Here is a 13,051-nt window from a genome sequence, read left to right as displayed (position 1 = left end):
TCATCATCGACGGCACCCGCGCCATCCTCCCCCTTGACGGGGGAGGTGTCGGCGCAGCCGACGGAGGGGGTGGAGATACCGCCCACCCCTCCCGCCGCTTCGCGGCACCCTCCCCGTCGAGGGGAGGGATGGGTGTTTCATCTATCCAGACGGAAGAGGTATCCGCATGAGTGACTTGCGGACCATCATCATCGACGGCGAGGAAATCGACGTCCCGAACCATTACACGCTGCTGCAGGCGGCCGAGGCCGCGGGCAAGGAAATCCCGCGCTTCTGCTATCATGAGCGCCTGTCGGTCGCCGGCAATTGCCGTATGTGCCTGGTGGAACTCGTCGGCGCGCCGAAGCCGGCCGCCTCCTGCGCCATGAATGTTTCCGACATGCGCGGCGGGCCGAATGGCGAACCGCCGGCCATGAATACCGCCTCGCCCATGGTGAAGAAGGCGCGCGAAGGCGTGATGGAATTCCTGCTCATCAATCACCCGCTGGATTGTCCGATCTGCGACCAGGGCGGCGAGTGCGATTTGCAGGACCAAGCCATGGCGTATGGCCGTTCCGGTACACGTTACACCGAGAATAAGCGCGCTGTTGAAGACAAGAATATGGGTCCGCTGGTCAAGACCATCATGACCCGCTGCATCCAGTGCACGCGCTGCGTCCGTTTCGTCACCGAAGTCGCCGGCTCGCCAGAGATCGGCATGCTCAATCGCGGCGAAGATGCCGAGATCACGACCTATCTGGAAAGCAACATCCAGTCGGAATTGTCGGGCAATGTCATCGATTTGTGCCCGGTCGGCGCGCTCACGTCCAAACCCTACGCCTATAATGCGCGGCCCTGGGAGCTGAAAAAGACCGAAACCATCGACGTCATGGACGCGATGGGATCCTGGATCCGGGTCGACAGCCGGGGTCCGGGCGTTTTGCGCATCATGCCGCGCGTCAATGACGAGCTGAACGAGGAGTGGATCTCGGACAAGACCCGCTTTGTCTGGGATGGTCTGCAACGCCAGCGACTTGACAAGCCCTATGCCCGCAAGGCCGGCAAGCTGGCCGCGGTCAGCTGGGAGGAGGCGCTCGGTCTTGCCGCCTCGAAGCTCTCCGGCGACGCCTCGAAGATCGGCGTCATTGCCGGCGATCTCAATTCCATTGAAGAGCTGAAAGCCGCCAAGGACCTGTTCGATGCGTTAGGCGTGACATCGATCGATGCGCGCCAAGACGGCGCACCGATCGGGCATGGGCCGCGCGAGAGCTGGCTCTTCAACTCGACGATTGCCGGGATTGACGAAGCGGACGCGATCCTGCTGGTTGGCACCGATCCGCGTCTCGAAGCCCCGGTGCTCAATGCCCGCATTCGCCGGGCTTGGTTGGAGCGCGACGTGAAAGTCGGCGTCATCGGTGAGGTCGGTGATCTGACCTATCCGTTCGATCAGGCCGGGACCGGCCCGAAGGAGCTGAAAGGCTTTGGTGGCAAGCGGTCCGGCTTCACCAAGGCTCTGAAAGACGCCGAAAAGCCGATGATCATTGTCGGCATGGGCGCGTTGGCCCGCGAGGATGGCGCTGAGGTCCTCAGCGCGGTCGGCGATCTCGCCAAGAAAGTCGGTGCGGTCAAGGACGGCTGGAACGGCTTCAACGTGCTGCATACGGCCGCTGCGCGCGTCGGCGCGCTCGATCTCGGTTTCGTGCCGGGCGAGGGCGGCAAGACGGCGGCCGAGATGCAGGCTGGCGGCATGGACACGGTCGTGCTGATGGGGGCGGACGAAATCGACGCCGAATTCGGCGAAGCCTTCGTCATCTATATCGGCCATCACGGCGATCGCGGCGCCCATCGCGCCGATTTGATCCTGCCGGGGGCGGCCTACACCGAGAAACGCGGCATGTGGGCCAATATGGAAGGCCGCGTGCAGATGAATGCCCGCGCCGTCTTCCCGAAAGGCGAAGCGAAAGAGGACTGGGCGATCTTCCGGGCGCTCTCCGAGCGCCTGAACAAGACACTGCCCTACAACACGCTGGAAGCGCTGCGCGAAAAGCTGATCGCCGATCATCCTGTCTTTGGCGGCATCGATCATGCGCCGGGGCATGCGACGGCGGCTGAATTTGATGTGGCATCGATCGGCGAAGCGGGCGATATGGGCGCCGAACCGTTCCGGTCCTGTGTCTCCGACTTCTACTTAACGAACGCCATCGCGCGGGCCTCGAAGACCATGGCGGAGTGTTCGGCAATGAAAGCGGCGCCTGCGTCGCTCGCGGCGGAGTAGGGGACGATGGGCCACTTCATCGAGCAATACGGCGTCTGGGGCGGTACGGCCCTGGCCATCGGCCAGATCCTCGCCTTCATGATCGTGCTGCTGATCTCGCTGGCCTTCCTCCTTCTGATGGACCGGAAGGTCTGGGCGGCGGTGCAGATGCGCAAGGGACCGAACGTGGTCGGCGCCTTCGGCCTGCTGCAGTCCTTCGCCGACTTCTTCAAATTCGTGCTCAAGGAAATCGTTGTGCCGGCCGGCGCGGATCGTGTCCTGTTCCTGGTCGCGCCGTTGATCACGCTCGTGCTGGCCTTTATCGGCTGGGCCGTCGTGCCCGTCGCGCCGGGCTGGGTGATCGCCGATCTCAATGTCGGCATTCTCTACCTGTTCGCGATCTCCTCGCTTGGAGTTTACGGCATCATCATCGGCGGCTGGGCCTCGAACTCGAAATACCCCTTCCTGGGCGCACTGCGCTCGGCGGCGCAGATGATTTCCTACGAGGTCTCGATCGGCTTCATCATCGTTACCGTGCTGTTGTTTGCGGGCTCGATGAACCTCTCGGTCATTGTCGAGCAACAGGCCGGCGGCTTCTGGAACTGGAACATGCTGGCCCTGCACACCCTGCCGGTTCCGATGTTCCTCGTCATGTTCCCGATGATGGTGATTTTCTTCATCTCGGCGCTGGCGGAAACCAACCGCCCGCCGTTTGACCTGCCGGAAGCGGAATCCGAGCTTGTCGCGGGCTATCAGGTCGAATACTCGTCCACACCCTATCTGCTCTTCATGATCGGCGAGTATCTCAACATCGTCCTGATGTGCGCGCTGACCACGATCCTCTTTTTTGGCGGATGGCATGCGCCATTCCCCTTCCTGGACTTCCTGCCACCCTTCTTCTGGTTCGCCGCGAAGATTGTCTTCTTCTTCTTCATGTTCGCCATGGTGAAGGCGATCGTCCCGCGCTACCGCTATGACCAGCTGATGCGCCTGGGCTGGAAGATCTTCCTGCCGACATCGCTCGCCGCGGTCGCGATTGTCGGCGGTTATATCGCTTACTTCGGAGGCCAGTCATGAGCCGCATCGCGCAAACCATTCGCGGCGCTTTGCTGATGGACTTCGTCGGCGCCTTCATCCTGGCGATGAAGTACTTCTTCCGCCCGAAGGCGACGGTGAATTATCCCTTCGAGAAGGGTCCCTTGAGCCCGCGCTTCCGCGGTCAGCACGCGCTGCGCCGCTATCCCAACGGAGAAGAGCGTTGCATCGCCTGCAAGCTGTGCGAAGCGGTCTGTCCGGCGCAGGCGATCACCATCGAGGCGGAACCGCGCGAGGATGGCTCGCGCCGCACAACGCGTTACGACATCGACATGGTGAAATGCATCTATTGCGGCTTCTGCGAAGAGGCCTGCCCGGTCGATGCCATTGTCGAAGGTCCGAATTTCGAGTTCGCCGCGGAGACCCGCGAAGAACTTTACTATGACAAGGAAAAGCTTCTGGCGAACGGCGATCGGTGGGAACGTGAGATCGCGCGCAATCTGGAAATCGATGCGCCTTACCGCTAGGGCGCGAAGAGAGGGACGGGGCGGCTGATGCTGCAGGCAATAACATTCTGGGTGCTGGCGAGCGTGACAATCCTGTCCGCCTTCTTCGTCGTGGCGGCCCGCAATCCGGTACGGTCGGTGCTCTGGCTGATCCTCGCCTTCTTCTCCGCGGCGGGCCTGTTTGTGCTTCTCGGTGCCGAATTCCTCGCCATGCTGCTAATCGTTGTCTATGTCGGCGCCGTCGCGGTGCTCTTCCTGTTTGTGGTCATGATGCTCGATGTCGATTTCGCCGAGCTCAAAGAAGGCTTTTTGAGTTATCTGCCCTTCGGCGGGCTGATCGCAGTCATCCTCGCGGCCGAGCTGATACTGGTTGGCCGCGCCTGGACCGAGGCCAATGTCGTCGCCACCAATGCTGCCAGTGCGACGCCCGAGGGCATCTCCAATGTCGAGGCGCTCGGCCTCTTACTCTATGACGATTACGCCTATTTCTTCCAGGCTTCGGGTCTCATCCTGCTCGTCGCCATGATTGGCGCCATCGTACTGACGCTGCAACACAAGCCGCACGTCAAGCGCCAGAACATTGCCGAACAGGTCGGCCGCGACCGCAAAACGGCTGTCACGCTGCATGACGTGAAATCCGGAGAGGGGCTGGGCGAATGATGGATATCGGCCTGTCGCATTATCTCGGCGTATCCGCGATCCTGTTCACGATCGGTGTCTTCGGCATCTTCGTGAACCGCAAGAACGTCATCGTCCTCCTGATGTCGGTCGAGCTGCTGCTTCTGGCGGTAAACATCAACCTCGTGGCGTTCTCGGCTTATCTCGGCGATCTTGCTGGCCAGGTCTTCGCCATGTTCGTGCTGACGGTGGCCGCCGCGGAAGCCGCGATCGGCCTCGCCATTCTTGTCGTCTTCTTCCGCAACCGGGGTGATATCTCGGTTGAGGGCATCAACCTGATGAAGGGCTAGGCGATATGGCTCCGATAATCATCGTCTTCGGCCCGCTTCTGGGCTCCATCATCGCCGGCCTGTTCCAGCGCTTCATTGGCGACCGCGCCGCAATGGCGCTCACCACCGGGCTTTTGATCCTGTCCGCTTTGTTGTCGGCCTGGGTCTTTTACGACGTCATCTTCGCGGAAAACGTCCGCACCATCCCGCTCGCCACCTGGATGCAGATCGGCGATTTCTCAGCGACCTGGTCGATCCGGCTGGACGCACTCTCGGCCGTGATGCTGGTCGTCGTGACCTTCGTTTCCTCGCTCGTTCACGTCTACTCCTGGGGCTATATGAGCGACGACCCGCACCGGGCACGCTTCTTTAGCTATCTCTCGCTCTTCACCTTCGCCATGTTGATGCTGGTAACGGCGGACGACTTCCTGCAGCTCTTCTTCGGCTGGGAGGGCGTGGGGCTCGCCTCCTATCTGCTGATCGGATTTTGGTACAAGAAGAAATCGGCTAATGACGCGGCCATCAAGGCCTTCGTCGTCAACCGCGTCGGCGATTTCGGCTTTGCGCTGGGCATCATGGCGGTGTTCGCCGTGTTCGGTTCGATCAGTTTCGATGCCGTCTTCAACGACGTCGAAGGCATGGCCACGCTGACCTGGAACTTTCTCGGTCTCGAATTCAATGCGGTCGAGTTGATCGCGTTCCTTCTCTTCATCGGCGCGATGGGCAAGTCGGCCCAGTTCTTCCTCCATGTCTGGTTGCCGGATGCGATGGAAGGCCCGACGCCGGTCTCCGCGCTCATCCATGCCGCCACCATGGTGACCGCCGGAGTCTTCCTCGTCTGCCGCTGTTTCCCGATCTATGAGGCCGCGCCCAATGCTTCGGCCTTCGTCACCGTGATCGGCGCGACGACTGCGCTGTTCGCCGCAACGGTCGGCCTGGCGCAAAACGACATCAAGCGCGTCATCGCCTATTCGACCTGTTCGCAGCTCGGCTACATGTTCTTTGCCGCGGGCCTCGGCCTTTATTCCGCGGCGATGTTCCACCTCTTCACGCACGCCTTCTTCAAGGCGCTCCTCTTCCTTGGCGCGGGCTCCGTCATTCACGGCCTGCATCACGAGCAGGACATGCGGAAAATGGGCGGGGTTTTCGCTTACCTGCCGTTTACCGCGATCCTCATGTATATCGGCACGCTGGCGCTGACCGGCGTCGGCTTGCCGATCATCGGCTGGGGTTTTGCCGGCTTCTTCTCGAAAGACATGATTATCGAGGAAGCCTTCATGATGGGTGAGGAGGGCGTGCCGTTCGGCATGCTGGCCTTCTGGGTCGGTGTGATCGCCGCCGGTCTAACCAGCTTCTACTCATGGCGCCTGATTTTCATGACCTTCCACGGCAAGTTCCGTGGCGAGAAGGAGGTCATCGATCACGCCCATGAAAGCCCGCCGGTGATGATGATTCCGCTGATCCTCCTGGCCGTCGGTGCGGTTCTTGCCGGCGCCGCTTTCAAGGATCAGTTCGTCGGCAAGCACGCCTTCACCTTCTGGGAGGACTCACTGCCGCCCGGACCTTATGCGGAAGGCAATTACGGCGACTTTTACGCACAATCCCAGGCCGCCGGAATTCTGGAAGAGCATTCCGATCTGGAAGCGCAATCCTATGAGGCCGCCGTTGATGCAGGCGATGCAGAAGCACCGTCGGAAGCTGCCGCCAATGGCGACGATCATGGCGGTGAGGGCGAATATGGCGCAGGCGAACATGGCGGCCACCATCCGCCGACCTGGGTGCTCTTCGCACCGCTCACCGTCAGTATTCTGGGCTTTATTCTGGCTTGGATCTTCTACATCCGTTTCGCCGGTTTCGGTGCCCGCCTCGCCTCGCGCGAGGGCCCTTTGCACTCCTTCCTTTTGAACAAATGGTATTTCGACGAGATCTACAATTTCGTCTTCGTCCGCGGCGCGCGCGCCCTCGGCGATTTGTTCTGGAAGGTCGGTGATCGGCGCATCATTGATGGCTTCGGTCCGAACGGCTTTGCGGCGTCGGCGCTCGCCGCGGCGCGGCGGCTGTCGAAAGCCCAATCGGGTTATCTCTATCACTATGCCTTCGTCATGCTGATCGGGGTGGTGGTGCTCACCATCTGGGCCATGGCCGGCGCGGGAGGCGAATAGATGTTGTTATCCGCCGTCACCTTCGCGCCGCTCGCCGGCGCTCTCGTGATCACGCTGTTCAAGCTGTTCTCGCGCGCCGAGGATTCGGCCTTTATCGAGAAAAATGCGCGCGGCGTGGCCCTGCTGACGACGCTTGTCACCTTTGCTCTGTCGATCGTGGTGATGATCCGCTTCGATCCGTCCAATCCGGGCTTCCAGCTGCTGGAGGAAGTCCAGTGGTTCTCCGAGTTCGGCATGGCCTATCGCATGGGCGTGGACGGTCTGTCTGTCCTCTTCGTCCTGCTGACCGCCTTCCTGATGCCGATCGCCATTCTCGCAAGCTGGAAAATCGAGAAGCGCGTCGCGGATTACATGATCGCCTTCCTGGTGCTGGAAACGCTGATGATCGGCGTCTTCTGCGCGTTGGACATGGTGTTGTTCTACATCTTCTTCGAAGGCGGCCTTATCCCGATGTTCCTGATCATCGGCGTCTGGGGCGGGGCGAACCGCGTCTATGCGGCGTTCAAATTCTTCCTCTACACGCTGCTCGGCTCGGTGCTGATGCTGGTCGCCATGGTCTTCATGTTCCTGCAGGCCGGCACAACGGATATCACCGTCCTCCTGGAGACGCCTTTCGCGGCAGAGATCCAGACCTGGCTGTGGCTTGCTTTCTTTGCCTCCTTCGCGGTGAAGATGCCGATGTGGCCGGTCCACACCTGGTTGCCGGACGCCCACGTCGAAGCGCCGACCGCCGGCTCGGTTATCCTGGCCGGGGTGCTGTTGAAGATGGGCGGCTATGGCTTCCTGCGCTTCTCGCTGCCTATGTTCCCGGATGCGAGTGCCTATTTCACGCCGCTGGTCTTCGCCCTGTCGGTGATTGCCATCGTCTACACCTCGCTGGTCGCCTTCCGGCAGACCGACATCAAGAAGCTGATCGCCTATTCATCGGTCGCCCACATGGGGCTGGTGACCATGGGCCTCTTTGCCATGACCGAGCTCGGCGTGCAGGGCGCGATTTTCCAGATGCTCTCGCACGGCGTCATTTCCGGCGCGCTCTTCCTCGCCGTCGGCGTCATTTATGACCGCATGCATACGCGCGAGATCGCCTTCTATGGCGGGCTGGTGCACCGTATGCCGGTCTATGCCGCCGTACTCGCCCTCTTTACCATGGCCAATGTCGGCCTGCCGGGCACGTCGGGCTTTGTCGGCGAGATCATGGCGATGATCGGCACTTTCCAGGTTTCGACTTGGGCCGCGGCGGGGGCTGCCATCGGCGTCGTCCTGTCGGCTGTTTACATGCTGACCGCCTACCGCAATCTGGTGCTGGGCGATCTCACCAATCCGAAGCTGGAAGCGATCAACGACATGAATGTGCGCGAATGGGCGATCTTCATGCCGCTGATCATTGCAACGCTTGTCCTCGGCTTCTTCTCCACGCTGATCACCGATGTCACGGCGACCTCGGTCGAGCAGCTGATTTCGAATTACGAGGCGGCGATTGCCGCCAGCGCGCAGTAGGGGCTGCCGATCATGGATCTCGCCACGCTCTCCGCGGAATATCTGCTCTATACACCCGAAGTGATCCTGGCCGTCGGCGCCATGGCGCTACTGATGCTCGGCGTCTACATCAAGGATCATGGCCGCGCGGCCGGCCTTGTTGCGCCGCTGACCGCCGGCCTGCTGGTCGTCGCAGCGCTGGCGGCAGCCTTCCTGGTGCCGGGAGAAGGCGGACAAGCCTTTGGCGGCGCCTTCATATTCGATCCGCTCGCCCTGTTCTCGAAGATCGCGATCTTTGGCGCCGCGGCGATCGCGCTGTTGTTCGCCGTGCCCTATCTCAAGTCCGAGCGCCTGGCGCGCTTTGAATACTTCGTGCTGATCGCGCTCGCCGCGCTCGGCATGTCGATGATGGTCTCGGCCAATGATCTGATCGCGCTTTATATGGGGGTCGAGCTGCAATCGCTGGCGCTTTACGTGCTCGCCGCCTTCAACCGCGACAGCTTGCGGGCCTCCGAGGCCGGACTGAAATATTTCGTGCTCGGCGCACTGTCCTCCGGCCTGCTCCTTTACGGTGCGTCGCTGGTCTACGGCTTCTCCGGGGCGACCGGCTTTAATGAAATCGCGGTCGCGGCCGCGTCTGGCGAGGTTTCGATCGGCCTCTTGTTCGGACTGGTTTTCATGATCTGCGGGCTCGCCTTCAAGGTCTCGGCGGCGCCCTTCCACATGTGGACGCCCGACGTCTATGAAGGTTCGCCGACACCTGTAACGGCGTTCTTCGCTACGGCCCCAAAGTTTGCGGCTATCGTACTGCTGGCCCGCCTCCTGTTCGAACCCTTCGGAGCCATGACCGAACAATGGCAGCAGGTGATCACGGCCATCGCGATTGCGTCCATGGCGGTCGGGGCGTTCGGCGCGCTCACCCAGCAGAACATCAAGCGGCTGATGGCCTATTCCTCGATCGGCAATATGGGCTATGCGCTCGTCGCCATTGCCGCCGGTACAGAGACCGGATTGTGGGCACTACTCGCCTTCATGGTGCTGTACGTTGTCGGCTTGATCGCGGCCTTCGGCGTCGTGCTCTCCATGCGTACCAATGAAGGCATGGTCGAGCAGGTCGATGATCTCGCCGGGCTCGCCCAGTCGCGTCCGGGCCTCGCCTGGACAATGACCGGCGCCATGTTCTCGATCGGCGGTCTGCCCTTCCTGGTCGGCTTCTTCGGCAAGCTGTTCATTCTCTACGCCGCCTTGCAGGCGGGGCTGGTGATCCTGCCGATTGCACTCGTTCTGTTCTCCGTCGTTGCCGCGGCCTACTATCTGCGGGTTGTGCGCGTGATGTGGTTCTCCGAGCCGGTCGTGTCCTTTATCGGACCGCCTGCGACCACGGGCGTCATCACCAATATCGCCGGCATTGCCACCGCCGCTCTGATCGTCATTGTCCCGGCGCTGTTCCTGTTGGCGCGGAATGCGGGTCTGGGCCCGCTCTAGATGTTGTTGCACGGCGTCCGGATCGAGTGGCTGGACGAGATCGATTCCACGAATGAAGAGGCAAGGCGCCGCTTTCGCGCCGATGAAATCGGTCCGCTCTGGATTGCAGCGCGGCGCCAGACAGCTGGCCGTGGCCGGCGCGGCCGCAGCTGGGCGAATCTAAGCCGAAATCTCTACTGCTCCGGTCTCTATTCGCTCAAATGTTCTCCGGGCGAAGCGGCGCAATTGTCATTTGCGGCCGCACTCGCCGCATCCGATGTCTGCCGGGCTGAATTGCCGGACCGCCAAGTGCGCGTGAAATGGCCGAACGACGTACTCGTCGATGGCCAGAAGATTTGCGGCGTATTGCTGGAATCCGCCGATGCCCCCGGCCGGGTGATTCAGCTGGTGGTCGGGATTGGCCTCAACGTGGCCGCGGCACCGGACATCCCCGATTATCCGGCAACCAGCCTGGCCATCCTGGGTTCCCGCATTGATGCGGCCACAGCGCTGGAACAGCTGGTCTCCCGTTTCGAGCACTGGCGCGCGAGCTGGGCGGCCGACGGATTCGCACCGATTCGCGAGGCTTGGATGGCGCGCGCGCACGGGCTGGGACAGCGCTGCGTGGCGCGCCTGGCCGGCGAAACGCTGGAGGGCGTCTTTGCGGACCTGGCCGCCGACGGGTCGCTGAAACTCGAAATGGCGAAAGGCGAAACACGCCTTATTTCAGCAGGGGATGTATTTTTTCCCGGCGCTTTGGAGTAAACCGCGCCCATGTTTCTCGCGATCGATTGCGGCAATACCAATACGCTGTTCGCTGTCCATGACGGCGAGGGCTGGCGCGCGGAATGGCGCACCGCCACGCATTCCACGCGGACGGCTGACGAGCATGCCGTCTGGCTGTCCCAGATCATGTCCATGCACGGGCTTGCCTTCAGCGACATTTCCGCCTGCGTGATCTCCACAGTGGTGCCGCAAGCTCTGTTCAATTTGCGCAATCTTTCGCGCCGTTATCTCGGGGCCGAACCGCTGATCATCGGGGAACCGGGCGTCGAGCTGGGCGTCGAGGTTCGCATACCACGACCGCAGGAAGCCGGCGCCGACCGGCTCGTCAATGCACTCGGTGCGAAGACGAAGTATGACGGTGCGTTGTTGCTGATCGACTCGGGCACGGCGACGACCTTCGATGTCGTGTCGGCTGACGGCGCCTTCGAGGGCGGCGTCATCGCACCGGGCATCAACCTTTCGGTCAAGGCGCTGCATGAGGCCGCGGCCCGCCTGCCGCGCATCGAGATCCGCCAGCCGGACAAGGCGATCGGCAAGGACACCGTGTCGGCCATGCAGTCGGGAATTTTCTGGGGCTATGTCGAACTGATCGACGGGCTCACGGAACGCATCAAGGCCGAGCATGGCGAGCCTATGACAGTCATCGCCACCGGTGGCGTCGCCTCTCTGTTCGAGGGCGCCTCGCGCAGCATCGACCGGTTCGACCCCGACATCACGATCCACGGCCTGTATGAGGTCTGGAAACTCAATGGCGGTGGAGACCGCTGATGAGCGCTGACAGCGGGCTCTACTTCCTGCCGCTCGGTGGGAGCGGCGAGATCGGCATGAATCTCAATCTCTACGGCTATGGGCCTGAAGAGAACCGCAAATGGATCATGGTCGATTGCGGCGTCACCTTTGGTGATCTCACCACGCCGGGTATCGATATCATCCTGCCCGATCCCGATTTCATCGAAGAGCGCGCGCACGACCTCCTGGCGATTGTGCTGACGCACGCCCACGAAGATCACATGGGCGCCGTCGCGCATCTCTGGGAGCGATTCCGCGTCCCGATCTATGCCACCCCGTTCACGGCGTGGCTGATGGTCGACCGGTTAAAAGAAAAGGGCCTTGAGAACGAGGCAATTGTCCATGTCGTTCCGGTCGATGGGCGCATTGAACTCGGCCCGTTCGACATCAGCTTCGTGACACTGACGCATTCGATTCCGGAGCCCAACGGTCTGGCCATCCGCACCCCGGAAGGCCTGATCCTGCACACCGGCGACTGGAAGATCGATCCGGATCCGTTGATCGGCGACACGACCGACGTCAACGCGTTGACCGAGCTCGCCGAGGAAGGCGTGCTCGCCATGGTCTGCGATTCCACCAACGTATTTACCGAAGGCGAATCCGGGTCCGAAGCCGGCGTTCGCAGAAACCTCATCGCACTGGTCGGCGAACTGAAAGGCCGCGTCGCCATCGCTTCGTTCGCCTCCAATGTGGCGCGCATGGAAAGCGCGATCGTTGCGGCGGAAGCCAATGGCCGCCGGGTCTGCCTGGTCGGGCGCTCGATGCACCGCATGGCGGCCGCGGCCAAATCCGTCGGCCTCTTGGCGGACACCAAGCCTTTCGTCGACGAGGACGAGGCCGCGCAGTTCCCGCCGGAAAAGATCCTCTATCTCTGCACCGGCAGCCAGGGCGAGCCGCGCGCTGCCCTGTCGCGGATCGCGCGCGGCGATCATCGCGCCGTCAACCTGACGACGGGCGATACCGTGATTTTTTCCAGCCGTGTCATTCCGGGCAATGAGACCGGTATTTTCGAATTGCAGAACCTGCTCTCCGAACGCGGCGTCGACATTATCACCGAGCGCGATCGCCACGTGCATGTGTCCGGGCATCCCTGCCGTGACGAACTCAAACAGATGTACGAATGGGTCCGACCGCAAATCGCGATCCCCGTTCATGGCGAGCATCGCCATATTGCCGAGCATGCCAATTTCGCGCGGTCGATCCAAATTCCGCAGGCTTTGGCCCCGCGCAATGGCGATCTGATCCGCATTTCCAAGGACGGCGCGAGTGTCGTCGACGAGGTCAAATCCGGCCGGCTGTATCTCGACGGCCATCTCATGACCGAGGCCGAGAATCCGGCGATGCGTGAACGGCGGTCCATGGCTTATGCGGGCCACATCACCGTGGCGATGGTCATCGACGGGCAGGGGAGTCTCATCTCTGGTCCCGATGTGCGGGTGCTGGGCGTGCCGGAAAGCCGGGAGATCGATGCCGATCAATTGCTCGACCAGATCAGCCTGGTCGCCGAAGCGGCTTTCGACCGGCTCAAGCGCCGCGCCCGCTGCGACGAGGCCGAGGTCGAGGAGGCGGTCCGGCGCGCCGTGCGCCGCGAGCTCAACATGCTTTGGGGCAAGAAGCCGCAGGTCGACATCATGGTGCTGACCGCTTGAGGGA

Annotated in this window: 11 protein-coding genes; all 11 read left to right on the top strand. The window is 62.0% G+C overall.

What is annotated here, in order from left to right:
- Positions 1 to 166 precede the first annotated feature (166 nt).
- From nuoG to ACO08C_RS00955, 11 genes are read left to right on the top strand one after another with little or no spacing between them, the layout of a single operon-like run.
- Positions 167 to 2,254 carry an NADH-quinone oxidoreductase subunit NuoG gene (gene nuoG, locus ACO08C_RS01005; protein ID WP_421786741.1) on the top strand — a complete coding sequence of 696 codons (2,088 nt, stop codon included), beginning with the start codon at positions 167 to 169 and terminating at the stop codon, positions 2,252 to 2,254.
- 6 nt (positions 2,255 to 2,260) lie between these two features.
- Positions 2,261 to 3,310 carry an NADH-quinone oxidoreductase subunit NuoH gene (gene nuoH / locus ACO08C_RS01000; RefSeq protein ID WP_421786739.1) on the top strand — a complete coding sequence of 350 codons (1,050 nt, stop codon included), beginning with the start codon at positions 2,261 to 2,263 and terminating at the stop codon, positions 3,308 to 3,310.
- Entirely contained in the window at positions 3,307 to 3,795 is a 489-nt protein-coding gene (gene nuoI, locus ACO08C_RS00995; protein WP_421786738.1) for an NADH-quinone oxidoreductase subunit NuoI, read from the top strand. The genes nuoH and nuoI overlap by 4 nt, the downstream gene beginning before the upstream one ends.
- A 27-nt stretch (positions 3,796 to 3,822) precedes the next feature.
- A complete protein-coding gene (locus ACO08C_RS00990; protein WP_421786736.1) occupies positions 3,823 to 4,434 on the top strand; it encodes an NADH-quinone oxidoreductase subunit J in 612 nt (203 codons plus the stop codon).
- Positions 4,434 to 4,742: an NADH-quinone oxidoreductase subunit NuoK gene (gene nuoK / locus ACO08C_RS00985; RefSeq protein ID WP_421788742.1), complete on the top strand. Its 309-nt coding sequence runs from the start codon at positions 4,434 to 4,436 to the stop codon at positions 4,740 to 4,742. The genes ACO08C_RS00990 and nuoK overlap by 1 nt, the downstream gene beginning before the upstream one ends.
- Positions 4,743 to 4,747: 5 nt before the next feature.
- Positions 4,748 to 6,883 (top strand): NADH-quinone oxidoreductase subunit L, encoded by a 2,136-nt coding sequence (gene nuoL, locus ACO08C_RS00980; protein WP_421786734.1) that lies wholly within the window; start codon positions 4,748 to 4,750, stop codon positions 6,881 to 6,883.
- A complete protein-coding gene (locus tag ACO08C_RS00975; protein WP_421786732.1) occupies positions 6,884 to 8,380 on the top strand; it encodes an NADH-quinone oxidoreductase subunit M in 1,497 nt (498 codons plus the stop codon).
- A gap of 12 nt (positions 8,381 to 8,392) precedes the next feature.
- Entirely contained in the window at positions 8,393 to 9,844 is a 1,452-nt protein-coding gene (gene nuoN, locus ACO08C_RS00970) for an NADH-quinone oxidoreductase subunit NuoN (protein ID WP_421786730.1), read from the top strand.
- Entirely contained in the window at positions 9,845 to 10,588 is a 744-nt protein-coding gene (locus ACO08C_RS00965; RefSeq protein ID WP_421786728.1) for a biotin--[acetyl-CoA-carboxylase] ligase, read from the top strand. It abuts the gene before it with no gap.
- 9 nt (positions 10,589 to 10,597) lie between these two features.
- Positions 10,598 to 11,377, top strand: coding sequence for a type III pantothenate kinase (locus ACO08C_RS00960; RefSeq protein WP_421786726.1), 780 nt, complete (start codon positions 10,598 to 10,600; stop codon positions 11,375 to 11,377).
- Positions 11,377 to 13,047: a ribonuclease J gene (locus ACO08C_RS00955; RefSeq protein WP_421786724.1), complete on the top strand. Its 1,671-nt coding sequence runs from the start codon at positions 11,377 to 11,379 to the stop codon at positions 13,045 to 13,047. Before ACO08C_RS00960 ends, ACO08C_RS00955 begins: the two co-directional genes overlap by 1 nt.
- Positions 13,048 to 13,051 lie beyond the last annotated feature (4 nt).

Origin of the sequence: Hyphobacterium sp. (assembly GCF_965229905.1) — a bacterium.
Classification (GTDB): domain Bacteria; phylum Pseudomonadota; class Alphaproteobacteria; order Caulobacterales; family Maricaulaceae; genus Hyphobacterium.
This window is presented reverse-complemented; position numbering and strand designations above follow the sequence as displayed.

Bases quoted from the DNA above. Each gene is read 5' to 3' on its own strand.
- nuoG (WP_421786741.1), top strand. From the start codon at position 167: ATGAGTGACTTGCGGACCATCATCATCGACGGCGAGGAAATCGACGTC.
- ACO08C_RS00965 (WP_421786728.1), top strand. From the start codon at position 9,845: ATGTTGTTGCACGGCGTCCGGATCGAGTGGCTGGACGAGATCGATTCC.
- nuoL (WP_421786734.1), top strand. From the start codon at position 4,748: ATGGCTCCGATAATCATCGTCTTCGGCCCGCTTCTGGGCTCCATCATC.
- ACO08C_RS00990 (WP_421786736.1), top strand. From the start codon at position 3,823: ATGCTGCAGGCAATAACATTCTGGGTGCTGGCGAGCGTGACAATCCTG.
- ACO08C_RS00960 (WP_421786726.1), top strand. From the start codon at position 10,598: ATGTTTCTCGCGATCGATTGCGGCAATACCAATACGCTGTTCGCTGTC.
- nuoI (WP_421786738.1), top strand. From the start codon at position 3,307: ATGAGCCGCATCGCGCAAACCATTCGCGGCGCTTTGCTGATGGACTTC.
- nuoN (WP_421786730.1), top strand. From the start codon at position 8,393: ATGGATCTCGCCACGCTCTCCGCGGAATATCTGCTCTATACACCCGAA.
- ACO08C_RS00975 (WP_421786732.1), top strand. From the start codon at position 6,884: ATGTTGTTATCCGCCGTCACCTTCGCGCCGCTCGCCGGCGCTCTCGTG.
- nuoH (WP_421786739.1), top strand. From the start codon at position 2,261: ATGGGCCACTTCATCGAGCAATACGGCGTCTGGGGCGGTACGGCCCTG.
- nuoK (WP_421788742.1), top strand. From the start codon at position 4,434: ATGGATATCGGCCTGTCGCATTATCTCGGCGTATCCGCGATCCTGTTC.
- ACO08C_RS00955 (WP_421786724.1), top strand. From the start codon at position 11,377: ATGAGCGCTGACAGCGGGCTCTACTTCCTGCCGCTCGGTGGGAGCGGC.